The 24964-nt window shown below is 57.5% G+C and carries 24 protein-coding genes and 2 other annotated features; of the genes, 11 read left to right on the plus strand and 13 right to left on the minus strand.

Annotated features, from left to right (window positions below; all coding sequences use genetic code 11):
• Positions 1 to 111 precede the first annotated feature (111 nt).
• Both WHJ28_RS06180 and pyrB read right to left on the minus strand, forming a co-directional pair.
• On the minus strand, positions 112 to 2745 hold the full coding sequence (locus WHJ28_RS06180; protein WP_340040692.1) for a valine--tRNA ligase: 2634 nt from the start codon (positions 2743 to 2745) through the stop codon (positions 112 to 114).
• Positions 2746 to 2791: 46 nt separating this feature from the next.
• Positions 2792 to 3002, minus strand: a binding site (T-box leader).
• 76 nt (positions 3003 to 3078) lie between these two features.
• Positions 3079 to 4137 (minus strand): aspartate carbamoyltransferase, encoded by a 1059-nt coding sequence (gene pyrB / locus WHJ28_RS06185; protein WP_340040694.1) that lies wholly within the window; start codon positions 4135 to 4137, stop codon positions 3079 to 3081.
• 201 nt (positions 4138 to 4338) lie between these two features.
• Here pyrB and WHJ28_RS06190 point away from each other — a divergent pair, with 201 nt between their 5' ends.
• Positions 4339 to 4881 (plus strand): putative ABC transporter permease, encoded by a 543-nt coding sequence (locus WHJ28_RS06190; RefSeq protein WP_340040696.1) that lies wholly within the window; start codon positions 4339 to 4341, stop codon positions 4879 to 4881.
• A gap of 42 nt (positions 4882 to 4923) precedes the next feature.
• On the opposite strand, the gene WHJ28_RS06195 is transcribed toward WHJ28_RS06190, so the two are convergent.
• Positions 4924 to 5136 (minus strand): hypothetical protein, encoded by a 213-nt coding sequence (locus WHJ28_RS06195; protein ID WP_340040698.1) that lies wholly within the window; start codon positions 5134 to 5136, stop codon positions 4924 to 4926.
• A gap of 116 nt (positions 5137 to 5252) precedes the next feature.
• Here WHJ28_RS06195 and WHJ28_RS06200 point away from each other — a divergent pair, with 116 nt between their 5' ends.
• The 3 genes from WHJ28_RS06200 (at position 5253) to WHJ28_RS06210 (ending at position 6937) form a co-directional block, all read left to right on the plus strand.
• The gene (locus tag WHJ28_RS06200; protein ID WP_340040700.1) at positions 5253 to 5783 is read left to right on the plus strand and encodes a gamma carbonic anhydrase family protein; all 531 of its coding nucleotides are present in this window, start codon (positions 5253 to 5255) and stop codon (positions 5781 to 5783) included.
• Entirely contained in the window at positions 5780 to 6637 is an 858-nt protein-coding gene (locus tag WHJ28_RS06205) for a DUF2238 domain-containing protein (protein ID WP_340040702.1), read from the plus strand. The genes WHJ28_RS06200 and WHJ28_RS06205 overlap by 4 nt, the downstream gene beginning before the upstream one ends.
• 129 nt (positions 6638 to 6766) lie before the next feature.
• A complete protein-coding gene (locus tag WHJ28_RS06210) occupies positions 6767 to 6937 on the plus strand; it encodes a DUF1540 domain-containing protein (RefSeq protein WP_087187715.1) in 171 nt (56 codons plus the stop codon).
• Positions 6938 to 6996: 59 nt separating this feature from the next.
• On the opposite strand, the gene rnfB is transcribed toward WHJ28_RS06210, so the two are convergent.
• From rnfB to rsxC, 6 genes are read right to left on the minus strand one after another with little or no spacing between them, the layout of a single operon-like run.
• Positions 6997 to 7899, minus strand: coding sequence for an RnfABCDGE type electron transport complex subunit B (rnfB, locus tag WHJ28_RS06215; protein ID WP_340040704.1), 903 nt, complete (start codon positions 7897 to 7899; stop codon positions 6997 to 6999).
• 15 nt (positions 7900 to 7914) lie between these two features.
• Positions 7915 to 8505, minus strand: coding sequence for an electron transport complex subunit RsxA (gene rsxA / locus WHJ28_RS06220; protein WP_340040706.1), 591 nt, complete (start codon positions 8503 to 8505; stop codon positions 7915 to 7917).
• Positions 8505 to 9152, minus strand: a complete 648-nt coding sequence (gene rsxE, locus WHJ28_RS06225; protein WP_340040709.1) for an electron transport complex subunit RsxE — start codon at positions 9150 to 9152, stop codon at positions 8505 to 8507. Before rsxE ends, rsxA begins: the two co-directional genes overlap by 1 nt.
• 15 nt (positions 9153 to 9167) lie before the next feature.
• Positions 9168 to 9719, minus strand: a complete 552-nt coding sequence (locus WHJ28_RS06230) for an RnfABCDGE type electron transport complex subunit G (protein ID WP_340040711.1) — start codon at positions 9717 to 9719, stop codon at positions 9168 to 9170.
• A gap of 3 nt (positions 9720 to 9722) precedes the next feature.
• On the minus strand, positions 9723 to 10784 hold the full coding sequence (locus WHJ28_RS06235) for an RnfABCDGE type electron transport complex subunit D (RefSeq protein ID WP_340040713.1): 1062 nt from the start codon (positions 10782 to 10784) through the stop codon (positions 9723 to 9725).
• The gene (rsxC, locus tag WHJ28_RS06240) at positions 10781 to 12127 is read right to left on the minus strand and encodes an electron transport complex subunit RsxC (RefSeq protein WP_340040715.1); all 1347 of its coding nucleotides are present in this window, start codon (positions 12125 to 12127) and stop codon (positions 10781 to 10783) included. Before rsxC ends, WHJ28_RS06235 begins: the two co-directional genes overlap by 4 nt.
• A 346-nt stretch (positions 12128 to 12473) precedes the next feature.
• Positions 12474 to 12693: a binding site (T-box leader), on the plus strand.
• Between the two features lie 56 nt (positions 12694 to 12749).
• Here rsxC and ilvB point away from each other — a divergent pair.
• From ilvB to ilvC, 3 genes are all read left to right on the plus strand, one after another.
• Positions 12750 to 14459, plus strand: a complete 1710-nt coding sequence (ilvB, locus tag WHJ28_RS06245) for a biosynthetic-type acetolactate synthase large subunit (RefSeq protein WP_340040717.1) — start codon at positions 12750 to 12752, stop codon at positions 14457 to 14459.
• Positions 14460 to 14473: 14 nt separating this feature from the next.
• Positions 14474 to 15031, plus strand: coding sequence for an acetolactate synthase small subunit (gene ilvN / locus WHJ28_RS06250; RefSeq protein WP_340040719.1), 558 nt, complete (start codon positions 14474 to 14476; stop codon positions 15029 to 15031).
• Between the two features lie 138 nt (positions 15032 to 15169).
• Positions 15170 to 16189, plus strand: coding sequence for a ketol-acid reductoisomerase (gene ilvC / locus WHJ28_RS06255; protein WP_340040721.1), 1020 nt, complete (start codon positions 15170 to 15172; stop codon positions 16187 to 16189).
• A gap of 41 nt (positions 16190 to 16230) precedes the next feature.
• Here the strand turns inward: ilvC and WHJ28_RS06260 are convergent, their stop codons facing one another.
• Both WHJ28_RS06260 and WHJ28_RS06265 read right to left on the minus strand, forming a co-directional pair.
• Positions 16231 to 17244, minus strand: coding sequence for an acyltransferase family protein (locus tag WHJ28_RS06260; RefSeq protein WP_340040723.1), 1014 nt, complete (start codon positions 17242 to 17244; stop codon positions 16231 to 16233).
• A 68-nt stretch (positions 17245 to 17312) separates the two neighbouring features.
• Positions 17313 to 17990 (minus strand): FadR/GntR family transcriptional regulator, encoded by a 678-nt coding sequence (locus WHJ28_RS06265; protein WP_340040725.1) that lies wholly within the window; start codon positions 17988 to 17990, stop codon positions 17313 to 17315.
• Positions 17991 to 18107: 117 nt separating this feature from the next.
• Here WHJ28_RS06265 and ilvD point away from each other — a divergent pair, with 117 nt between their 5' ends.
• Positions 18108 to 19769, plus strand: a complete 1662-nt coding sequence (gene ilvD, locus WHJ28_RS06270; protein WP_340040727.1) for a dihydroxy-acid dehydratase — start codon at positions 18108 to 18110, stop codon at positions 19767 to 19769.
• Here the strand turns inward: ilvD and WHJ28_RS06275 are convergent.
• Together WHJ28_RS06275 and WHJ28_RS06280 are read right to left on the minus strand one after the other, a co-directional pair.
• Positions 19709 to 20206 carry a DUF4368 domain-containing protein gene (locus WHJ28_RS06275; protein WP_340040729.1) on the minus strand — a complete coding sequence of 166 codons (498 nt, stop codon included), beginning with the start codon at positions 20204 to 20206 and terminating at the stop codon, positions 19709 to 19711. The two genes, ilvD and WHJ28_RS06275, sit on opposite strands and share 61 nt — an antisense overlap.
• An 86-nt stretch (positions 20207 to 20292) precedes the next feature.
• Positions 20293 to 20469, minus strand: a complete 177-nt coding sequence (locus WHJ28_RS06280) for a recombinase family protein (protein ID WP_340040731.1) — start codon at positions 20467 to 20469, stop codon at positions 20293 to 20295.
• 308 nt (positions 20470 to 20777) lie between these two features.
• Here WHJ28_RS06280 and WHJ28_RS06285 point away from each other — a divergent pair, with 308 nt between their 5' ends.
• The 3 genes from WHJ28_RS06285 to WHJ28_RS06295 all read left to right on the plus strand — a co-directional run bounded on the left by WHJ28_RS06285 (position 20778) and on the right by WHJ28_RS06295 (position 24962).
• Positions 20778 to 21413: a TetR/AcrR family transcriptional regulator gene (locus WHJ28_RS06285; protein ID WP_340040733.1), complete on the plus strand. Its 636-nt coding sequence runs from the start codon at positions 20778 to 20780 to the stop codon at positions 21411 to 21413.
• A 65-nt stretch (positions 21414 to 21478) separates the two neighbouring features.
• Positions 21479 to 23254: an ABC transporter ATP-binding protein gene (locus tag WHJ28_RS06290; protein WP_340040735.1), complete on the plus strand. Its 1776-nt coding sequence runs from the start codon at positions 21479 to 21481 to the stop codon at positions 23252 to 23254.
• Positions 23238 to 24962: an ABC transporter ATP-binding protein gene (locus WHJ28_RS06295; RefSeq protein WP_340040737.1), complete on the plus strand. Its 1725-nt coding sequence runs from the start codon at positions 23238 to 23240 to the stop codon at positions 24960 to 24962. The genes WHJ28_RS06290 and WHJ28_RS06295 overlap by 17 nt, the downstream gene beginning before the upstream one ends.
• Positions 24963 to 24964: the final 2 nt, after the last annotated feature.

Consider the following 24964-nt stretch of genomic DNA (forward strand, 5'->3'; position numbering starts at 1 on the left):
ATTCTGCCCGGGAGCACAACCACAGTTGTGTAACAAAGTATGACAATACGGGCACAGAAACGCCGCCATTCGCGTCCGATGGCGGCGTTTCTCTGTTTTTCGTGAATTTTATTAGCCCAGTGTGGCAGCGGATTCTTCCAGCTTCACCAGCAGAGCCTTCAGTTTGTCGGCCCGCTCCCGCTCGGCCTCCACCACCTGGGCGGGGGCCTTGTTCACAAAGCCGGGGTTATTCAGCTTGGTCTCCAGCTTGTCCAGTTCCTTGCGGTTCTTGTCCACTTCCTTCTGGATGCGGGCCCGCTCCTTGTCCAGGTCCACCAGTTCGGCCAGGGGCAGGTACAGTCGGGCAGCATGGGTAGCGATGGTCACCATGCCCTGAGCATCCACCGTATCGGTAGCCGCCACCACCTTCACGTCGCTGGCGTAGGCCAGACGCTTCAGGAAGGGGATACCTTGGTGGAACACTGCCTGCTCCAGAGTGGAGACGGTGAGCTGCGCCTTTTTGGAGGGGGGCACATTCATCTCGGCCCTTCTGGCCCGGATGGCCCGGATGGCGTCCATGATGAGTTCCATGGCCTTCTCCTCCTCGGGGAAGTCCAGGTTGGCGTGGTGTTCCGGCCACTGCTGGAGCATGAGGTAGTCACCCTGATGGGGCAGCGCCTGCCAGATCTCCTCGGTGATGAAGGGCATGAAGGGGTGGAGCAGCTTGAGGATCTGGGTGAGCACATAGCACAGCACCTGCTGAGCACGGATCTTGCTGTCCTCGTCGTCGCCCTGGAGGCGGGTCTTGGTCAGCTCGATATACCAGTCACAGTAGGAATCCCAGATAAAGTCGTACACCTTCTGGGCTGCCACGCCCAGCTCGTAACGCTCCATATTCTCGGTGATCTCGGGAATGACGCTGTTGAGCTTGGACAGGATCCACTTGTCCTCCAGCTCCAGCTTGTCGGGCAGCTGGCACTGGTCGATGGTCAGGTTCATCATCAGGAAGCGGGAGGCATTCCAGATCTTGTTGGCGAAGTTCCGCATGGCCTCACACCGCTCGGTGTAGAAACGCATATCGTTTCCGGGCGAGTTGCCGGTCACCAGGTTGAAGCGCAGAGCGTCGGCGCCGTACTGGTTAGCCATCTCCAGGGGATCGATGCCGTTGCCCAGGGACTTGGACATCTTGCGGCCCTTATCGTCCCGCACCAGGCCGTGGATGAACACGGTGTGGAAGGGGGGGCGTTTGGTATGCTCACAGCCGGAGAAGATCATGCGGGCCACCCAGAAGAAGATGATGTCGTAACCGGTGACCAGCACATCGGTGGGATAGAAATACTTCAGATCCTCGGTCTCCTGGGGCCAGCCCAGAGTGGAGAAGGGCCACAGGGCGGAGGAGAACCAGGTATCCAGCACGTCCTCCTCCTGCTTGATGTGCTTGGAGTGACAGTGCTCGCACTCGGTGGGATCGTCCTCGGAGACGGTGATGTGGCCGCACTCTTCGCAGGTCCAGGCGGGGATCTGGTGGCCCCACCACAGCTGACGGGAGATACACCAGTCGTGGACGTTCTCCATCCAGTTGGTGTAGATCTTGGAGAAGCGGTCGGGAACAAACTTGACCTCGCCCTCATTGACCACCCGCAGGGCCTCCTCGGCCAAGGGCTTCATCTTCACAAACCACTGAGCGGAGATCAGGGGCTCCACGTCGTTGTGGCAGCGGTAGCAGGTGCCCACGTTGTGCTGGTGAGGCTCCACCTTCACCAGCCAGCCGCCGGCCTCCAGATCAGCCACAATGGCCTTCCGGGCCTCGTAGCGGTCCATGCCGGAGTAGCGGCCGTAGCCCTCCACCACCTTGCCGTTGTCGTCCAGCACACGAATGGTCTCCAGGTTCTGCCGCAGACCCACCTCAAAGTCGTTGGGGTCGTGGGCGGGGGTCATCTTCACGCAGCCGGTACCGAACTCCATGTCCACGTAGTCGTCGGCCACGATGGGCATCTCCCGGCCCACCAGGGGCAGGATGCACTTCTTGCCCACAATGTCCTTATACCGCTCGTCGTTGGGGTTGACGGCCACGCCGGTGTCGCCCAGCATGGTCTCAGGCCGGGTGGTGGCCACGATGACATAGCGTCCCTCCTCCCCCTGGATGGGGTAGCGGATGTGCCAGAAGGAGCCGGGCTTGTCCTGGTACTCCACCTCGGCGTCAGACAGGGCGGTAACACAGTTTGGGCACCAGTTGATAATGCGGGAACCCTTATAGATCAGGCCCTTCTTGTACAGGGAGACAAACACATGGCGGACAGCCTTGCTGAGGCCCTCGTCCATGGTAAACCGGGCGCGGGACCAGTCGCAGGAAGCGCCCAGCTTCTTCTGCTGCTCCACAATGCGGTTGCCGTACTTGTGCTTCCAGTCCCACACCCGCTCCAGGAATTTCTCCCGGCCCAGGTCGTAGCGGGACAGGCCCTCGTTCTTGCGCAGCTCCTCCTCCACCTTGATTTGGGTGGCGATGCCGGCGTGGTCGGTACCGGGCACCCACAGGGCGGCGTAGCCCTGCATCCGCTTGAAGCGGATCAGGATGTCCTGGAGGGTGGAGTCCATGGCGTGGCCCATGTGGAGCTGGCCGGTGACGTTGGGGGGCGGCATAACGATGGTGAAGGGCTTCTTGTCGGGATCACGGTGGCCCTCAAAGCAGCCGTTTTTCTCCCACATCTCATAGACGCGGCCCTCCACCTCCTGGGGTTCATAGACCTTGGGAAGTTCTTTCTTCATTTGTTACACTCCTTTTCGGGGCAAAAAAGGTTCGCCCCAAGCCTTTGCTCAGGGCGAACCTGTCAGTCCGCGGTACCACCTGAATTTCCCTTGCGGGACACTCATTGCCTCTGTAACGGGAGGATTCCGCCGCCCCCTACTGTGCTTCAGGGGCAGAGCTCTGGGACGACCTTCCCCCCACCGCCGGAGAGCCTTGCACCAAACCGGCTCCTCTCTGCACCTTTCGCGGGGGTACTCCTTCCCATCTTCGCCTTTGGGACATAGTATATGCACTTTTCAGGGCGTTGTCAAGGGGGCACGCCATGTAGGGGCGCGCATTGCGCGCCCGGCCGCTTATCGCAGTTCCTTATCGCAGTAAGCGCAGCAGTCCACGCCGCCGTTCTGCTTCACCAGAGGGGGCAGATAATGCTCGGTCTGGGTGATGCAGTTGGGGTTGGAGCATACCGGCTTGGTGCCGATCTCTACCGTGCCGGGACTCATGCGGTCCTGATTGGCCAGGTCAGTGAGCAGGGCCATACGAGCAAACATACCATAACGGGCCTGCTCAAAGTAGACCGCCCGGGGATCGTCGTCCACATCGATGGCGATCTCATCCACACGGGGCAGGGGGTGCATCACCAGCAGATCCTTTCGGGCCCGATCCAGCTTCCGGCGGGTGAGGACATAAATGCCCTTACAGCGCTCGTACTCAAGGGGGTCCACAAAGCGCTCCCGCTGGATGCGGGTCATATAGAGCACGTCCAGCTGGGGAATGACGGCCTCCAGGCCGGTGACCTCGGTAAACCACATATCATTCTCCCGCATGAAGGCCCGCATATATTCGGGCACTGCCAGCTCACGGGGCGCAATGAGGAAGAACTTGATGCCCTTGAACTTGGCCAGCGCTTTGATGAGGGAATGAACGGTACGGCCGTTCTTCAGGTCGCCGCACAGACCCACGGACAGGCCGTCCACACCGCCCCGCAGCCGGGTGATGGTGGTCAGGTCGGCGGTGGTCTGGGTCGGGTGCATATGGCCACCGTCGCCGGCGTTGATCACCGGCACATCGGAATAGAGAGAAGCAGCCTTGGCAGCGCCCTCCTTGGGGTTGCGCATCACCACCACGTCGGCGTAGCCGGACACCATTTTAATGGTATCCTTCAGGGTCTCACCTTTAGCGGTAGAGGTGGATTTGGGATCAGCAAAGCCAAACACCGTACCGCCTACCCGCAGCATGGCGGTCTGGAAAGAAAAGTTGGTGCGGGTAGAGGGTTCATAGAACAGGCTGGCCATCACCCGCCCCCGGCAGGCGTCCATAAAATCGGCGGGGTGGTCCATAATATCACTGCACCGCTGGTACAGGGAATCCCACTCCGCCCTTGACAGGTCTCCAAAGTCGATCAAATGCCGCATGACGCTTCATTTCCCCTTTTGAATTTTTTCTATCGTATCATATTTCCCCCTGTTCCGGCAAGAGCAGAATGGACAAATTTCCTGCTTTTTTCCCACTTCTCCTTGACGTCCGCGCCGTTCACTCTGTCCGACCGTATACAAAGACTGACAGGTATCCTTCGCTCCGGTTGTGTCCACACTAAAACCAAAGGAGGCGGGACCATGTCACTGTTTTGGATCTTTCTGATCTACAGCTTTTTGGGCTTTCTGATCGAGGTTATTTATGCCCGTACGAACGGTGAATCCAAGCTGGATCGGAAGTGTCGGTTACTGCTGCCCATCTGTCCAGTTTACGGGCTGGGCGCTCTGGGAATCCAACTCCTGCCGGAGAACGTGCGGGCCCAGCCCCTGCTGCTCTTCCCCGCCGCTGTGCTGGTCTGTACAGGAGCGGAACTGCTGGCAGGCGTTTTTTATGAGAAGGTCTTTCTGGTTTCCTTCTGGGACTATTCCCACCTCCCACTCCATCTGGGACGGCACGTCTGCCTTCGGTTTTCTCTGTACTGGGGCGCATTGACTCTGGCTCTCTATTATTTGCTCCATCCGGCGGTCTCCTGGTTGGCCGCCGCCATTCCACCCTGGGCCATCCCGCCTGCTGCGGCACTGCTGTGCATGGATACGGTGCTGACCGCCCTTCTGCTGCGCCGCACCCGGGATACCGGCGTTCTGCGCTGGTATGTCCGCCTGTTCCGGCGGAGAACCGCATAAAAGGCCCCCCTTCAGGTATCAAAACCTGAAAGGGGGCGTCCGTCATGCCCGCTTTAGTTCATTCAGGGTCTCGTCGATCTTCTTCTGGGATACGTAGGCCTGGGCAACCGAGAGGATCTGCTCCAGTGTGATAGAGCGGGCGGCCCCCAGGATGGGATGCTTGAAGAGCATGGGAAACCTGCGCTGAAGCACCGCCCGGCTGCCCGGATGGTCCAGCAGTTCCCCCACTGTGATCTGATTGCGTTTGAGTTCCATGCACTCACCTCCACCCCAGTCTATGCGCCTGTTGGTCAGATTTGACTTGCGGCCTGGTGTGAGGCAAGCTATAATGATGTCCATATCATATATCCGGATAAGGAGGCCCCATTTTTATGATCCATTCTCTGGATAACAATGTTCCCCAGCTTCACCCGACGGTCAGGATCGCCGCCAATGCCACCCTGGTGGGTAAGGTATCCGTCGGTCCCGCCGCCAGCATCTGGTATGGCGCAGTCCTGCGGGGAGACGAGTGTTCCATCCACCTGGGCGCAGGCTCCAATGTACAGGATCAGGCGGTGATTCACGGCGAACCCGACTTCCCCACCGTGATCGGACAGGACGTAACTGTAGGCCACGGAGCCATTCTCCATGGGTGCAGGATCGAGGACGGCTGTCTCATCGGCATGGGGGCCATCCTGCTCAACGGATGCGTGATCGGCGCCGGCAGTCTGGTAGCCGCCGGGGCGCTGGTCACCCAAAACACGGTGATCCCGCCGGGCAGCCTGGTAATGGGTTCCCCTGCTAAAGTGGTCCGACCTCTGCGCCCGGATGAACAGGAATCCCTCCCTCACTCCGCTCAGCTCTATCGGGAGCTGGCCGCAGCCCAGCTCCCCGCCGCGGTCAGTCAGGAGGCATTTACATGAAAAAAGAACATTATCCCAAGGGGCAGCGCCGGCAGGCGCTGAAAGAACAGGTAAAGGCCAAGCCCGGACTGACCGCCGTCTATATCATTCTCCGGGCACTGGTCATTGTGGCTATCGTGGCACAGTCCTTCAAGGGCAATTTTGAAAATGTGTTCCTGTGTGTCCTCACCCTGTTTCTTTTTACGCTGCCCGCCTTCCTGGAGCGTACCATCCGCATCGAGATCCCGGACACCCTGGAAATCATCATCCTGTTATTTATTTTTGCGGCCGAGATCCTGGGTGAGATCCAGGCCTATTACATCCAGTACCCCTACTGGGATACGATGCTCCATACGCTCAACGGCTTTCTGTGCGCCGCCATCGGCTTTTCCCTGCTGGACATTCTCAACCGGAATGAAAAACTGAAATTCAGCCTTTCTCCCGTTTATCTGGCCGTGGTGGCCTTTTGTTTCTCCATGACCATTGGCGTGCTGTGGGAATTTTTTGAATTTTCCATGGACCAGCTCTTCCTGCTGGATATGCAGAAGGACACCGTGGTCAATTCCATCGGCTCGGTGATGCTGGACCCCAGCGGCGGCAACACCCCCATTGCCATCAAACACATTACCGACGTCATTGTGGTCACAGCCGATGGCACGCAGCAGTCTCTTGGGCTGGGCGGTTACCTGGATATCGGTATTATGGATACCATGAAGGATCTGTTCGTTAATTTCATTGGCGCGGTGGTCTTTTCCACCATTGGCTTCCTCTATGTGAAAAACCGGGGCAAAGGAAAATTTGCGCCTCAGTTTATCCCCACTGTGGTGGATCATGTGGAAATAACGGTCGATCAGGACGGTCCTGCTCAGGATTGACCTATCCCCATTCTTCTGTCTTTCCACCCGCTGTCTCCTTTTTTCAAATTTTCTTATAGCAAGCCCGCATAGAGTTCTTCCAACAGGTCCATACTAGGATCGTACCACGGTAACAAGGAGGAATTAGCTATGAACCAGACCCCTAACAACAGCATCAAATGCTCTGTCACCAACTGCGCCCACCACTGCGGCGGTCAGAATTACTGCACCCTGAATGAGATCAAGGTGGGCTGCTGCGAGCCCAACGCCACCAAGTGCGCCTCTACCGAGTGCGCTTCCTTCCAGCTGGGCCAGCATTAAACGTCTGAGCAGCAAAAAACAGGACCTGCTTTCGCAGGTCCTGTTTTTTGTGTTTGGAATTACTCCTTGGGCTCGGCGGGTGCCTCCGCCTTGGGCGCCTCCGCCTTGGGGGCGGCGGCAGCGGCCGGAGCAGCCTTGGGCGCCGCAGGCTTCACCTCGGGCACCTTGCCGTCCACGGTGATCAGCTTGCGGGGGCACTTCTGAGCACAGATACCGCAGCCGATGCACTTCTCGTAGTCGATCACAGCCAGGTTGTTGACCATGGTGATGGCTTCCCTGGGGCAGTTCTTCATACACAGGGAGCAGCCGATACAGCCGTTGTCGCACACCTTCCGGGCATCCGCCCCCTTGTCGTGGGAGGAGCAGGGAATGGTAACGTGACGCTTGGTCTTGTAGGGCTCCAGAGCGATGATGTGGCGGGGGCACACATCCACGCACTTGTTACAGGCCTTACACTTCTCCTCGTCCACCTTGGCCACGCCGTCGATGACATGGATGGCGTCGAAGGGACAGGCCTTCTCGCAGGAACCCAGACCCAGGCAACCGTAGGAGCAACCCAGATCGCCGCCGCCAGGCAGCTTGGACGCAGCCACGCAGTCGTGGAGACCCACATAGTTGTACTGCTTGTAGTTCTGGCCGCAGCCGGTGCAGTGGACCTGAGCGACCTGCTTCACAGAAGCTCCGGCGGATACGCCCATGATCTCGCCGATCTGAGCGGCCACAGCCTCACCGCCGGCAGCGCATGCGTTGACGGGGGCGGTGCCCTTCACCACGGCGGCGGCATAGCCGGAGCAGCCGGGGAAGCCGCAGCCGCCGCAGTTGGCGCCGGGCAGACAGCCCAGGATGGCCTCTTCACGGGGGTCCACCTCAACGGCAAACACCCGGGACGCCACAGCCAGCACCAGACCGAAGATGGCGCCCAGCACAGCCAGCACCACAACGGCAAAAATAACAGTATTCATACTCTCACGCCTCCCTTAACCAAAGACCTTCAGGCCGGAGAAGCCCATGAAGGCCAGGGCCACCAGGCCGGCGGCCATCAGGGCGATGGGGAAGCCCTCAAAGGCCTTGGGGCACTTGGAGAACTCCATGCGCTCACGGATGCTGGCGAAGATCACGATGACCAGCAGGAAGCCGATACCACCGGTAACGCCGTACACCACGCTCTCGATGAAGCTGTAGTTGTTCTGGGTGTTCTGCAGCACCACGCCCAGCACAGCGCAGTTGGTGGTGATCAGAGGCAGGTACACACCCAGGGCCTCATAGAGGGAGGGCATGGCCTTCTTCAGGAACATCTCAATGAACTGCACCAGAGAGGCGATGACCAGAATATAGGTCACGGTCTGCATAAAGGTCAGGTTCAGAGGAACCAGGATCAGGTTGTTGATGGGCCAGCAGATGGCGGAAGCCAGACCCATAACAAAGATGACGGCGAGGCCCATGCCGGAGGCCGTCTCCACCTTCTTGGACACGCCCATAAAGGGGCAGATGCCCAGGAACTGGGCCACGATAAAGTTGTTGACCAGGATGGCGCCAAGGGCTATGGTAAACAGTTTTGCCCAATCCATTACTTGGCCACCTCCTCAGTCTTCTTATCGCCCTTCTTGGGCTTGTTCAGGATGTACTGCATGGCGGCAATCACACAGGCCAGAGTGATAAAGCCGCCCACAGGCAGGATCATACCCAGAGCGGGGATGCCCTCGGGCAGGATGCGGATGCCGTCCCCGCCGTTGAGAATGCCGCCGCCAAAGGTACCGTTGCCCAGGAACTCACGGACCACGCACATGATGACCAGCACCATGGTATAACCCAGGCCCTGGAAAATACCGTCCAGCGCGGAGGAGGCGGGACCGTTCTTGTAGGCAAAGGACTCGGCCCGGCCCAGAATGATACAGTTCACCACGATCAGGGGGATGAACAGGCCCAGGCTCTCAGCCAGGGAGGGCAGGAATGCCTGCAGGCACAAATCCACCACGGTCACGAAACCGGCAATCACTACGATAAAGCAGGCGATACGGATGTTGTTTGGGATGATCTTGCGCAGGATGGAAATGATGATATTGGCCAGAGTGAGGATCACCAGCACCGACAGGCCCATGCCCAGGCCGTTGAACAGCGTGGTGGTGATAGCCAGCACGGAGCACATACCCAGCAGCTGGACGGTGACGGGGTTCTGGAAAAACAGGCCGTCACGCAGTTGATTCTTTACATTCATTTCTTCAATACCTCCTTAGCCCAGGCTGGCCGCGGCGGCAATGGCGCTGGAAACAGCCTCTGCCACGCCGCGGGAGGTGATGGTTGCGCCGGTAATGGCGTTGATCTCGCCGCCGTCTTTGGTCACCTTGACCTCTCCGGTCTTGCCCACAAACTGAGCCTGCCAATCAGGCTTGCTGGCGTTGGAACCCAGGCCGGAGGTCTCGCCGCTGCTGGTGATGGACACGCCGGTACAGGCACCGTCATGATCCACGCCCACCATAACGATCAGGTTGCCGCTGAAAGAGGTGGCGGGCTTGACCTCCACCACATAGCCGGCGTCGCCGGCCTTGTTGATGCTGAGTACGGTGGGGTCGTCGCCAGTGTACTCCACAGGCTCATAAGTATCGGAAGGGAGAACAGCAGACATTGCCGCCTTGGTCTTGGCTTCCTTATTGGCCGCGATATAGGGAGCGGTAAGCATATTGATCAGGCCCAGCACCAAAGCGGTAGCCGCACAGATGGCAAAGAGCACAATGACCAGAGTGGCCATGCCAGGCTCTTTCTTCTTGGTTACAGTCTCACTCATGGTTTAGCCCTCCTTTCCGGCTTTGGCCTTCGCCTTGGCGGCAGCCTTCATTTCCTTGGTAACGCCGTAGCGGTTGGGCTTACCCACCTTGTCAATGAGCCACACGCAGCAGTTCATGATCAGGATGGAGTAGGACACGCCCTCGGGATAGCCGCCGAAGTAACGGATGAACACGGTGAGCAGGCCACAGCCAATACCAAAGATGACCTCACCCCTCTTGGTGACAGGGCTGGTCACATAGTCGGTAGCCATGAAAAAGGCGCCCAGCATCAGACCGCCGGTGCACAGCTGATAGAGCATCCAGGTGAGCCGGTCGTTGCCGCCCATGGGGAAGGCAAAGGTAAGCACGGCTACAGTAGCGATGTAGGCTACGGGGATGCGGGCGCGGATCACGCCCCGCCAGATCAGGTACAGGCCGCCCAGCAGCAGCATGAGGGCGGAAACCTCGCCAATACAACCGCCCACGTTGCCCACGAAGGCGTCCAGCAGAGAGGCCTTGGGCAGCAGGCCGCCGTGCATGAAGTCAGCGCCCAGGGGGGTGGCGCCGGTAACGATATCGGCGCCGGCCATGGTAACGGAGCCGGAGAATAGCCCGGCCCACTTGTCAGCGCCGATGCCGGGCACGATCCAGGTGGTCATGGCCACAGGATAGCACAGCATCAGGAAAGCACGGCCGCCCAGGGCGGGGTTCATGAAGTTCTGGCCCAGGCCGCCGAAGAGCTGCTTGACCACCACGATGGCGAAGAAATCGCCGATGATCAGCATCCAGTAGGGCAGGGTGGGCGCGCACACAAAGGCCAGCAGCACGCCGGTGACGGCGGCGGACAGGTCGCGGTTGGCGCAGGACTTCTTCATCAGCTTGCGGTAGGCCCACTCGAAGAACTCGCAGGCCACCACGGAGATCAAAGTGGCAACCAGGGCGCGGGGGCCAAAGAACACCACACCCATGACCAGGGCGGGCACCAGCGCGATGAGCACGTCGCGCATCAGGTTCTGGGTATCAATGGGGGAGGCCACGTGGGGGGACGAGGCCACCGTCAGATTCAGCTTCTTTTCCTCATTCATGCTTTGGCCGCCTCCTTTGCCGCTTTTTCCTTGGCCGCCAGATTCCGCAGCTCACCCTTGGTCACGCGGAAGGACTGGACCAGGTGGATACGGGCGGGGCAGATGTAGTTGCAGGAACCGCACTCGATGCAGTCCATGACGTTGAGGGCCTCCGCCTCTTTCCACATACCCTTTTCGGCATACAGATGCATATACACGGGAGTCAGGTGCATGGGGCAGACGTTGACGCAGCGACCGCAGCGCAGGCAGACCTCTTCCTCCACAACGGGAGCGGCCTCGCGCTTGGTGAGGCAGAGCACGGCGTTAGTCCCCTTGATGCAGGTGACGTTCAGGTCATACTGAGCGATACCCATCATGGGGCCGCCGGTGAGGATGCGCTCAGGCATCTCCTTGAAGCCCTTGGCCTCGTCGATGAGCTCCTGGAAGGACATACCCAGGGGCACCAGCAGGTTCTTGGGCTCCTGAATGGCGTCGCCGGTAACGGTGATCACCCGGTGGGTAACAGGCTTGCCCTCCACCACGGCGTCGTACACAGCGGCGGCGGTACCCACGTTGAACACGGCGCAGCCCACATGGGCGGGCAGGCCTCCGGGGGGCACCTCACGGCCTGTGATGCTCTGGATCAGCTGCTTCTCAGCGCCCTGGGGATAACGGGTACGCAGGGAGGTCACAGTCACGTCTCCCTTACCGCCAGCCAGAGCCCGCAGGTGATCCACAGCGTCTTCCTTGTTGGCCTCCACACCGATGACGCCACTCTTCAGGCCAAAGGCCTGCATGAGGATGCGCAGACCGCCAATGACCTTTTCGCCATGCTCCAGCATGAGGCGATGGTCGGCGGTGATGTAGGGCTCACACTCGGCACCGTTGAGAATCACAGTGTCCACCTTGCCGATGCCGGAGCTGATCTTCACATGAGTGGGGAAGCCGGCGCCGCCCATACCGGTAAGGCCAGCCTCCTTCACAATGTTGACGATCTCGTCCGCGCTCAGCTTGGTATAGTCGGGATGAGGGATGAGTTCGGAACCCCAGGTATCCTGGAAGTCGTTCTCGATCACCACCGACATACACTTGCCGCCGCCCACGTAGGGGCGGGGCTCCACCGCTTTGACCTCGCCGGAGACCGAAGCGTGGATGGGGGCACCCAGACCGGCGATCTCACCGATCTTCTGACCCACCTTGACATGGTCGCCCACAGCAACGATGGGCTTACAGGGAGCACCGATATGCATGGACATAGCGATGACCACCTGCTTGGGAGCAGCGCTCAGAGGCGCTATCTCCTTGTGGCGTGCCAGCTCCTTCCGGTCATGGGGATGCACGCCGCCGTAAAAGCTTTGCTTCATAGGTCCACCTCGCAAATCTGACCCACACACGGGCCATTTTTCTGAGTTGTTTGACCGGTATCTCAAACAGAACTATCATATCGCAAAGCACATAAATTGTCCAGTTAAAACCGTCAAATTTCTTACTGTTTTTCATTTAAACTTGCCAGTTTTATTAAAAACATAGATTCTTCTGCTCCATTTTTGCTCTTTGAAAAAATTATACCAACCGGTTTTCCTGTTGACGGAACCGTGGATTCTGTCCCGCCCTCCGTCACTTTACTTGTTTAAAATGCAGAAGTTTTAAAAGGTTGATTGACAAAGCCCCCAGGGAAAGTTATGATTATGTCTAACAACTTGCAGCAGCAGAAATGCGATGACCGGGACAGTACGGGCGGCACATAAGCGCAGAGAGGGAGCGGTCGGTGTAAGCTCCCGTGAGGCCGCATCGGAAGGTCACCCGGGAGCGGCCCCGCCGAATACAGTAGGCGGGGACGGTCACCCTCCGTTACCGGGGCACGAGTGCGCGGGGTTGTCCCGCGAAGTTAGGTGGTACCACGGAGTGCTATGGCGGCTTCGTCCTATGGGACGAAGCCGCCATGTTGTTTTTCTCCCATACCAGCCAAAGGAGGTCTTTTCCACCATGAGAATGAAAACAGCCCAGATCCTGATGGAATGTCTGCTGGAGCAGGGGGTGGATACCGTATTCGGTTACCCCGGCGGCACCATTCTAAATGTATATGACGAGTTCGAGCTGCACGGCTATAAGGATAAGATCCGGCATATTCTCACCGCCCATGAGCAGGGCGCCTCCCACGCCGCCGACGGCTACGCCCGTGCCACCGGCAAGGTGGGCGTGTGCTTTGCCACCTCCGGCCCCGGCGCCACCAACCTGACCACCGGCATTGCCACCGCCTATTACGACTCCTCCCCCGTGGTGTTCATTACCTGCAACGTCAGTGAAAACCTGATTGGCAAGGACTCCTTTCAGGAGGTGGATATCACCGGTATCTCCATGCCCATCACCAAGTGCAACTACCTGGTAAAGGACCCCAACCAGCTGGCCGACGTGATCCGGGAGGCCTTCGCCATCGCCCGCACCGGCCGCCCGGGCCCGGTACTGGTGGACATCGCCAAAAACGTCACCGCCGCCGAGGCGGAGTATGAGCCCCTGCCCCTGGCGGAGCATCCCAACCACGGCCGTCTGGCCGCCATGCTTCGCCGGGCCAGCCACGATTTGAAAGCTCCCGAGCCCGATGCCGGAGATATCCAGACTCTGCTGGATATGATCGAGGAGGCCCGCCGACCTCTGGTTCTGGTGGGCGGCGGCGTGATCCGTTCCAAGGGCGCGGTGCCCCAATTCCGCAAATTTATCGAGACCCTCAGCGCCCCGGTTGCCTCCACTATTATGGGCGGCGGCGCCTGTCCCGGCGACCATCCTCTGTTTACCGGCATGATCGGGATGCACGGTTCCCACGCCTCCAATATGGCCAGCGACCAGTGTGACCTGCTCATCGCCATCGGCTGCCGCTTCTCCGACCGGGTAGCCACCGATCCTGCTACTTTCGCCCCCAATGCCAAGATCGTCCACATCGACATCGACCGGGCGGAGATCGACAAGAATGTGGTCACCGACCACCACATCATCGGCGACGCCCGCCGGGTGCTGGAGCTGCTCAACGCCAAGCTGCCCGCCCATGACTATCCCGCGTGGAAGGAGTGGGTGTTCTCCCACGAGGAGATCCCCCTGAAAAAGGACGATATCCTCCACCCCCATGAGATCCTGGAGACCATTCAGGAGGTTACCGACGGGGACGCCATCATTACCACAGACGTGGGCCAGCATCAGATGTGGTGCGCTCAGTACTACCACTTCTCCCGCCCCGGCCAGCTGATCACTTCCGGCGGTTTCGGCACCATGGGCTTCGGCCTGGGCGCCGCTATGGGCGCCGCCGTGGGCAACCCAGGCAAGGTGGTGGTCCAGTGTACCGGTGACGGCTGTTTCCGGATGAACTGCCATGAACTGTGTACCGCCGAGCACTACAACATCCCGGTCATCACCGTGATCTTCAACAACCGGACTCTGGGCATGGTGCGCCAGTGGCAAAATCTGATCTACCACAAGCGTTTCTCTCAGACCGACCTGGACCGGGGCCCTGACTTTGTGAAGCTGGCGGAGGCCTACGGTATTCAGGGCGAGCGTGCCGCCACTCAGGAGGAGTTTGAATCGGCCTTCCGCCGGGCTGTGGCCGCCGGCCGCCCCTATCTGATCGAGTGCGCCATTGATAAGGACGCCATGGTCCACCCCATGGTATCCGCGGGTACCCCTGTCACCGACTTTATTCTGGACTGAGGAGGGTGTGGAATATGAATGAGATGAACGCCACCCGCCGCACCCTTTCGGTGCTGGTGGAAAACGCCGCCGGCGTCCTGTCCCAGGTCTCCCGGCTGTTTTCCCGCAAAGGCTACAACATCGAATCCCTGGCTGTTGGCACCACCGATGACCCCACGGTTTCCCGTATCACCATCGAAGTGTGGGCCGACGCCCCCATGATCGAGCAGATCATGAATCAGCTGCGGAAGCAGTTTCCTGTCTACTCCGTTCAGGAATTGAAGCCGGAGCGCTCCATTCGCCGGGAGCTGGTGATGTTCAAGGTCAAGGCGGAGACCCACGACATCCGCAACGAAGTCATCCAGATTGCCAATATCTTCCGGGCCTCCATTATTGACGTATCTCTGAAGTCCCTGACCCTGGCCCTTATCGGCGATGAGACCAAAGCAGAGGCCATGCAGAAACTGCTGGAGGCCTTCGGCATCCTGGAGCTGGTCCGTACTGGTATGGTGGCTCTGGAGCGAGGGGCCTATACCATTGAGGACGAGACCAAAGAACAAGCCGAATTCAATCTGGGCAAAAACTTCCTTTAAAAGCCACCAGGCCGCCACCGGCGGCCCGCTCTCGAAATCTTTTCAGAGATTGTATCATACTTATCATTCTTTTCCTCCCCGCTGTGTTATCATCGGGGACAAGAAAAAACCTTCATTTGACAAAGGAGTGCAAAGACTATGGCTAAAATGTATTATGAGAAGGACTGTGACCTGTCTTATCTGAACGGCAAAAAGATCGCCATCATCGGCTACGGTTCTCAGGGTCACGCTCACGCCATGAACCTGAAGGATTCTGGCTGCGATGTGTGCGTCGGTCTGCGTCAGGGCTCCAAGAACTGGGCCAAGGCCGAGCAGGCCGGTCTGCAGGTCAAGACTGTCGCCGAGGCCGCCCAGTGGGGCGACATCGTGATGATGCTCATCAACGACGAGGTCCAGGCCGAGGTCTATAAGAAAGATATCGCTCCTTATATGACTGAGGGCAAGGCCCTGGCTTTCGCCCATGGCTTCAATATCCGCTATCAGCAGATCGTGCCTCCCGCCGGTGTGGACGTATTCATGGCCGCCCCCAAGGGTCCCGGCCACACCGTCCGCTCCACTTACGTCAACGGTAAGGGCGTACCCTGCCTGGTGGCCGTGGAGCAGAATGCCACCGGCAACGCCTACAAGATCGCCCTGGCCTACATCGCCGGTATCGGCGGCGCTCGTGCCGGCGTGATGGAGACCACCTTCCACGACGAGACCGAGACCGACCTGTTCGGCGAGCAGGCCGTGCTGTGCGGCGGCGTGGTGGACCTGATGCGCTGCGGCTTTGAGACTCTGGTGGAGGCCGGTTACGAGCCCGAGAACGCCTACTTCGAGTGCATCCACGAGATGAAGCTCATCATTGACCTGATCAACAAGGGCGGCGTGGCTGCCATGAACTACTCCATCTCCGACACCGCCGAGTATGGCGAGTATGTGTCCGGTCCCCGGGTGCTGCCCTACGAGGAGACCAAGAAAAATATGAAGGCCGTGCTGGCCGACATCCAGGACGGCACCTTCGCCGGCAAGTGGATCGCCGAGAACAAGAACGGCCGCACCTTCTTTAACTCCAAGCGTGCCGCGCTCAAGAAGCACCAGATGGAGATCGTGGGCGAGGAGCTGCGCAAGAATATGATCTGGGGCGGCGACACCGACCTGGATACTGCTTCCAACTAATTGAATGACAAAAAGTGGCCCTCCGGTTGGAGGGCCACTTTTTATTTAGATGCAAACCGCTTCATGATCCGCTCCAGCACCCGGTGGAGCAGCACACCCAGAGCAATATTGAGGGTATAGGCAATGAGATAGAAACTGATATGTCTGGGATCGTAGTCCAGCCAGGGAGCCAGAAGACTATACTCCCGGGTAATGACCACGTTGAGCAGATAGATCTCCAGACTGCTGCTCCCTACCAGACGCAAAAAGGCAGGCACCCGCCGGCCGGGATACCAGACCAGCAGTCTGCCCAGAATAAGGCACACTGGCACTACCCCTGCGGTAATCGCAAGCGTCAACGGAAAAATGGTGGGCTGGACCCGCCAGCACGGTACCACAGCTATCCCAAGCATCAGCGCCGCCCCCCACACCGCCAGGTGCCGGACACTGAGCTTTTTGCCCTCCATCACATAGGAGCCCACCAGAAAGCCCATGGCAAAATCCGGGATACGCAGCAGAAAATCCGGCAGGTGCAGCACTCCGGCACTCCAGGTCACCCGATAGAGCAGATATCCCAGCAGATAGATCGTCAGGGTCAGCCACTCCTTATGGCGGCAGCGACAAAACAGTTTGAAGTACAGCGGAGCCACCAGGTAAAACACCAGAATTACAGAGATATACCAGTTGAAGCCGCCGGGCACATTCATCCAGTAATACAGCGTGGACAAATTCCAGAAGATCACATCAGGGGTGATCCGTCCTGCCGCGGCCAGTGCGATGCTGTATACCCCCACCACCAGCCAAAAGGCGGGCAGCAGCCGGCGCAGCCGGCGGCCCAGATAGCGTCCGTAGGGTTCCTGTTCCCGCCGGGCCAGAGAGCAGCAGATTCCCATACCGGAGAGCAGCAGGAAGATATCCACCCCTGCAAAGCCCAGGGCCCGGAACATCTGAAAGGGTCGAAAGGCAATGTTCAGTTCATAGGCATGGAAGAGCATCACATACAACATGGCCAGTCCCATCAGCTCTCCCCGGTAGCGGCTCAGCAGTCCATAGCTGTTCTGCTTTTCCAAGGGCATTCCACCACCTCGTTTTTCAAACGATATGTCCTATTATAAAGATACATAACGTCTTCGTCAATCCACTGTCATTCCTCCAGCCCCATCACATCCATGGAGTGGCGCATATGGATGGCCATGGCATAGCCCGCCCCCTCCCCGTCCCGCTTGCGGAAAAATTCCATCAGCAGAGCGTGGTCCCGGCAGGTGTCCTCCGCCAGCTGCTCCTGGTGTTCCCCCGCCATCAGGGCAGAGGACACCGCCTGATCGATGAGGGGAAGCAGCCGCACCAGAAACTCGTTGTGGGCGCCCCGGACAATGGCGGCGTGGAAGGCACGGTCGGCCTGGGTCCGGTCCTCTCCCGCCCGGATGCACTGCTCCACCATTTCCCCCCGGGCCAGGATGTCAGCCAGCTCCTCCTCTGTGGCCCGCTGGCAGGCTAGCGCGGCGGCCCTGGGTTCAAAGATAGAGCGCAGCTCAAACAGGTCCCTCAGCTGTCCCCGCACCCGCTCCAGGCTGGAGAAGCCAAAGTCATTCATCTCCTCTACCGCCGCCGACACAAAAGTGCCTTTGCCCCGGCGCACCTCCAGCACCCCCTGGGCAGTCAAGGTGCGGATGGCCTCCCGCAGGGTGGCCCGGCTTACCCCCAGCTCTCTGGCCAGCTCCACCTCGTTGGGCAGCTTCTCGCCCGACTTCAGTCCCTTCTCCACCACAATCCGGCTGTACAACCCTTCCGCTGTCTGCTGGGCCAAACTTTTTTTCTCCATACCCTACTTCCCTTCCGGTCAGTTCTTGACAGTTCTCCTTCTATCATATAGTATATAGTCAGACAATGCAAGCATTATCATACAACGTAAGCGGTACATAGAAGGAGGTCATTCCCCATGCGCAGCGACAATGTTACCAAGGGCGTGGAACGCGCCCCCAACCGCTCCCTTTTCTATGCTCTGGGCTATACCAAGGAGGAGCTGGAGCGTCCCCTCATCGGCGTGGTGTGCTCCTATAATGAGATCGTCCCCGGCCACATGAATCTGGACAAGATCGCCGAGGCGGTCAAGGCCGGCGTCCGGGCCGCCGGCGGCACCCCGGTGGAGTTCCCCGCCATCGCCGTGTGCGACGGCATCGCCATGGGCCACATTGGCATGAAGTATTCCCTGGTTACCCGTGACCTGATCGCCGACTCCACCGAAGCCATGGCCATGGCTCACCAGTTCGACGGTCTGGTCATGATCCCCAACTGCGACAAGAACGTGCCCGGCCTGCTGATGGCTGCCGCCCGGGTCAATATCCCCACCATTTTCTGCTCCGGCGGTCCCATGCTGGCCGGCCGCCTCAACGACGGCCGCCGTTCCTGCCTGAGCCATATGTTTGAGGCGGTGGGCGCCTACAAGGCGGGCAAGCTGGACGAGTGCGGCGTGGAGGACTACGAGAACAACGCCTGTCCCACCTGCGGCTCCTGCTCCGGTATGTACACCGCCAACTCCATGAACTGCCTCACCGAAGCCATCGGTATGGGGCTGCGGGGCAACGGCACCATCCCCGCCGTGTGGTCCGCCCGGCTGCGGCTGGCCAAGCACGCCGGTATGCAGATCATGGAACTGGTGAAGAAGGACATCCGTCCCCGGGACATCATGACCCCCGCCGCCTTCCACAACGCTGAGGCGGTGGATATGGCCCTGGGCTGCTCCACCAACACCATGCTCCACCTGCCCGCCATCGCCCACGAGTGCGGTATCGAGCTGGATCTGGACATGAGCAACAAGATCTCCTCCAACACCCCCAACCTGTGCCACCTGGCTCCCGCCGGCGACACCTACATGGAAGATCTGGAGGGGGCCGGCGGCGTGTACGCCGTCATGAAGGAGCTCACCAAGAAGGGTCTGCTGGACACCTCCGTCATGACCTGCACCGGCAAGACCCTGGAGGAAAATCTGGAGGGTGTAATCAACCGCAATCCCGAGCTCATCCGCCCCATTGAGAACCCCTACTCTCCCGACGGCGGTATTGCCGTGCTCAAGGGCAATCTGGCTCCCGAGGGCTGCGTGGTCAAGCGCTCTGCCGTTGCCCCCGAGATGATGGCCCACACCGGCCCAGCCCGGGTCTTTAACAGCGAGGAGGAGGCTATTTCCGCCATCTATGCCGGTAAGATCGTCTCCGGCGATGTGGTAGTCATCCGCTACGAGGGCCCCAAGGGCGGCCCCGGTATGCGCGAGATGCTCAACCCCACCTCCGCCATCTGCGGCATGGGTCTGGGCGAGAGCGTGGCTCTCATCACCGATGGCCGATTCTCCGGCGCCACCCGAGGGGCATCCATCGGCCACGTCTGCCCCGAGGCCGCCCAGGGCGGTCCCATTGCCCTGGTAGAGGAGGGCGACATCATCTCCATCGACATCCCCTCCTGCAAGATCGAGCTGCAGGTGGACGAGGCCACCCTGGCCCAGCGGCAAGCCAAGTGGGTTTGCCCCGAGCCGCGCATCAAAACGGGCTATCTGGCCCGGTACGCCAAGCTGGTCACTTCCGCCTCCCGGGGCGCGGTGCTAGAGTGAACCTGTACTTTCATTTCAATATGCAAAAATGACCGCCCGATTCCGCTACTCCTGATAGGGGTAGCTTGAAGCGTGTCCTTGGGCCAGGCAGGCAGTGTAATTGCACTGCCTGCCTTTTCCGTTATTTCCCCGCAGGCCAGCATATCGTCTGTCTCGTTGAGATTGAAGTCCCGGAAACAGATTTGGAGCTTCTGCGGTGCGTGTTTGGAGTATTGGACCTCTTTTTCATATACGATGATCTTCGCTACGAAGGTGCGGAGCAGTTCCGGGGTCAGTTCCGTCATGTCGGTGGACTTTCTGTCCTTGGCAATAGAATTCTTGGCATTGGCCATGCTGCTCCGCAGTTTCTCCAGGCGCTCCTCCGTGGCGGAGATGGCTTTGGCCAGCCGCGCTTTAGTCCGGGCAATATACCAGTCCAGAGAATATACCCCGCTCATCCATATTTGTCCGGCGGCGCTTATGGGATCGTACCGCCTGTACGATATATCAGGGTTTCTGATCTACCAGCGCTTCATGGGTGTGCTCAAAGATGAGCCACTCGGATTCCCCGCTGTACCTTGGCGTTCATCACTTTCCGCACCTTGCGGCTGCAGTCCCGCACCCGTCGCTCATTGAACAAATTATCAAAAGGCATCAGCTCGTTGCTGTTTTCATACTTGGTGTCCATATCGTCGTTGACAGCGATGTCACCGTTGCTCATATCATCCATCATCTGCTCAAAGGACGGGCGATTGAAATTCACTTCGGAATAGCCATTGTCCACATAAAATCTGGTGTTCTGGAAGCCATTCTCATTGGCATACTTTTGCAGGATAAGTTTTTGGAAAGAGATCTATCAAGGGTATTTTGTCGTTATAGTTACAATAAACATTTACAAATTAACCGGCTATGCAATATTCGAGAAAGATCATCGGTGTATTGACATTTCCATGCAGAAGTGGTACTCTAGATATTGAAGATAATCAGAATATCAAAATAAATCAAAATCACTACAGGGAGGGAGCAGGTTTGAGCTACTGTTCCGATTTAACAAAGGAACGGATTATGGATTGTGCCAGGGCGGAATTTCTAAAAAAGGGCTTTCGGGAAACACAGCTTAAGGACATTGCAGCGGCGGCCAAGGTGACAACCGGGGCGATATACCGCCACTTTGAAAACAAAGAGGATTTGTTCTATACACTTGTTAAAGAAGTGTATGAGTACACGCTTGACATAATGGATCACATTGAGGAACACACTCAAAACAGCGCCGAAGATTTGCAAAACGCACTGCAAGCAGATTCCATAGAGCAGTCTTATCGAATGGCCATGGAATTTGTGCAGTATATGTATGAACACCTTGCAGCGTTTCAACTGCTGCTCAAGTGCAGCGCCGGCTCGAAAGTGGAAAACTTTATAGAGGACGCAAGTCTGCGATATACAAAGCGCAATCTTGCGTTCACAAAAAAGATGCATGAAAACGGAATTGCTCATAACCTGCCCAATGAATTGGACATTCACATCATTACCACCAGCTACATCACGGCGATCTGTGAATGTATCCTGCATGATGTACCGCATGAGCAGGCCGGGCAGTATGTGCATAATATTATTACCTTCCATCATTACGGTTGGTACGGTCTGCTTGGGATCAAGCAAAAATAAGTGGCGGAATGCCATTTATTTTTGCACATAAGTTAGCCATCCCTAACTAAAAGGGGGTTGTTTTTATGAATCAAAAAAAGCCGGGGGCGATCCGGCAGCTTCTCAATTACGCCGGAGAGAGTAAGTGGAAATTGTACCTTTCCTCTTTTCTGGCGATAGTGGGTGAACTCCTCGGCATGGTGCCCTTTTTTGTCGTAACTGTGCTGATCCAGCAAATTTATCTGCAAACAGTTACCATGCAGAGCGCAATTCTTCTGTTTTTCATCGCACTGGCTGGACAGTTAGGCAAGGTGTTTTTTACATACGAGTCCTCGTTTATGTCTCACAAGGCGACCTATCGGATCTTGAAAAACATCCGCAGCCTGATTGCCGATAAAATGCAGCGGGTTCCCATAGGGGTGGTGCTGGACACGCCTACGGGCGCATGGAAAAACCTGATGGTGGATACTGTATCAAAATTAGAGGATTCCATGGCGCATTTTATGCCGGAAATCGCCTCGAACATTGTTGCCCCGATTTGCTGCCTGATTGTCTCATTTGCACTGGATTGGCGCATGGGGCTGGCTTCTCTGAGTACGATTCCCCTTGGGGCATTGGGGTATATTGGTATGATGCGGGACTATGAAAACAAGAGCGCTACCTACATGAGAGCGCAAAACGAGATGAACAGTACTCTGGTGGAGTATGTCAACGGCATTGAGGTCATCAAGGCGTTTCATCAAAGCGCGGCTTCCTATGGGAAGTTTACCAATGCCATCAACTTTTTTCACGACAGCACACTGGCATGGTGGAAACAGAGCTGGTTTTGGTCTGCGTTTGTGATGGCAGTTATGCCGTCTACCCTGCTGGGAACACTTCCTGCTGGCGCATGGCTGTATATGAACGGAGATATTTCCCTTTCCGTCTTTGTCACCTGCTTAATTCTTCCGCTTGGACTTATTGCGCCTTTGATGAGAATCGGGAAATATTCCGACCAGTTCAGTATAGTCAATGCCTGCCTGGATCAAATTGGTGCATTTTTAGATAAGGAAGAACTGCATCGTCCGGAGAGGCCGGTACAGCTTGATCCCAAAGAATCCTTCCATTTTCAAAGCGTCACATTTGCATACGATGAGGAAAAAGTGCTTGATGATGTATCCTTTACCATAAAGCCGGGAACCGTCACAGCCATCGTCGGGCCATCCGGCTCCGGCAAATCGACCATTGCAAAGCTGATGGCCGGGTTCTGGGATGCGTCGCGGGGACAGGTATGCTACGGCGGCAAAAGCATCAAAGAGATTCCGTTTCAACAGCTCATGGATGAAATCAGTTATGTGGCACAGGACAACTTCCTGTTTGACGAGAGCATTCGGGAAAATATCCGTATGGGCAATCCGTCTGCCACTGACGATGAAGTGGAAGCAGCCGCCAAAGCGGCACAGTGCCACGACTTCATTCTACAGCTGGAGCACGGCTATGATACAACAGCTGGCGACGCAGGCGGCAGGCTGTCCGGCGGGGAGCGCCAGCGCATTACCATTGCAAGAGCCATGCTCAAAAAAGCGAATGTAGTGATTTTGGATGAGGCCACCGCCCATGCCGACCCGGAAAACGAAGCGCTGATCCAAGCTGCCATCAACCGGCTGGTAAAGGGGAAAACCCTGATCGTGGTGGCGCACCGTCTTGCCACGGTCCAGGACGCAGACACCATCCTTGTGATGGAGCAAGGCAAAATCGCAGGCAGCGGAAAGCATCAGCAGCTTTTGGAAAGCTGCCCACTGTATCACCGTCTGTGGAGCGATGATGTCCGTACCGCAGACACCGACGAGGACGGAGTGAGTGAAGATGATCTCGATCGTTAAACGGCTTTTGACCCTTTCTGGGAAATATCGCCCACGGATTATCGCAGGGCTGATTTTCAATGCTTTCAAATCCTGCTGTGTTTCCTTCATGCTCTTTGCTGTGTTGCTCATCACGCTCAACATTGAGCATCTCACGCCCACAGTGATCCTGCAGGCGGTGTGCATCATTCTGGCAAGCATTTCGGGGCGCTTTTTGTTCCAGTATCTCAGCGATGTAAAAATGAGCGCTTCCGGCTATGAAATTTTCCGGGAGAAGCGCCTGGAAATCGGCAATCAGCTCAAACACGCACCCATGGGATATTTTACAGAAAACAACCTTGGCACCATTCAATCGGTACTTACCACAACCATCTCGGATTTAGAGGGTACTTGCACCCTTGCGCTGACCTTTTTGGTTGGCGGCTTTGTGCAGGCTCTTGCCATGACACTCATGCTGCTGGTGTTCTGCCCGCCGGTGGGTCTGCTCTCTCTTGCCGGAATCGGCATGGGAATACTGGTTCTGCAGAAAATCAAGAAAGCCGCGGGCCAGCATACCGGAGATATGCAGAAAGCACAGGAAATCATGGTGGGTACGGCGCTGGAATACATCAAAGGCATTTCCGTGCTTCGCTCCTTCGGCAAGGGCAGGGACGGCAAGGGCAAAATGGACGCTGCTTTTGAAAACAAATGCCACAGCAACATTGCCGTTACAGTTACCACCGCAAAGCTGATGAAAGCCTATGAGGCGGTGTATAAAGTTACCAGCTGTCTTCTTGTGCTGCTTACAACCGCGCTTTATTTAACCGGCGCCATCACCCTGCCCTACTGTTTGATGTTTATAATCAGTGCGTTTTTGATTTTTATGGAGCTGGAACTTTTGGGGGATGGAGCATTTTTAAGTAAAACGCTTGCAACGCAGCTGGATCGCCTGGATCAGATTGCTGATATTCCTGTGCTGGATGAAAACGGTACAACGATCCAGCCGGAAAATTTCAATATTGAGTTTCGTCATGTGAATTTTGGCTATGACAGCAGACCCATTCTGAAGGATGTATCGCTCACCATTCCACAGGGGACGACCTGTGCCCTCGTGGGGCCGTCCGGCTCTGGAAAAACAACACTCTGCAATATGCTGGCGCGGTTTTGGGATGTATCGGCCGGAGAAGTGCTGGTTGGCGGGCATAACGTAAAGGAATACACTTGTGATTCCCTTCTCTCACAGATCAGCATGGTGTTTCAGAAGGTGTATCTGTTTCACGATACCATTGAAAACAACATCAAATTCGGCAAGCCAACCGCCACCCACGAGGAAGTGGTTACGGCGGCAAAAAAAGCCTGCTGCCACGAATTTATTGAAAAACTGCCGCAGGGGTATCAGACAGTGATTGGCGAATCCGGCTCCACCCTATCCGGCGGCGAAAAGCAGCGCATTTCCATTGCCCGTGCGATTTTGAAGGATGCGCCCATTGTGATTCTGGACGAAGCTACCTCCAGCGTAGACCCGGAAAACGAACATGAACTCATTCAGGCGATTACGGAACTGACCAGGAACAAAACGCTGATTTCCATTGCACACAGGCTCTCCACGGTTCGCAGCGCCGACCAGATTCTGGTGATTGATAAAGGCTGTATCGTCCAGCGCGGGACCCATCGGGAACTGGCTGCAAAACCGGGTATTTACCGCACTTTCCTGGAGTGCCGGAAACAGGCGATCAGCTGGAAACTGTGAGG

This window comes from Flavonifractor porci (assembly GCF_037572415.1).
Taxonomy (GTDB): Bacteria; Bacillota; Clostridia; order Oscillospirales; family Oscillospiraceae; genus Flavonifractor; species Flavonifractor porci.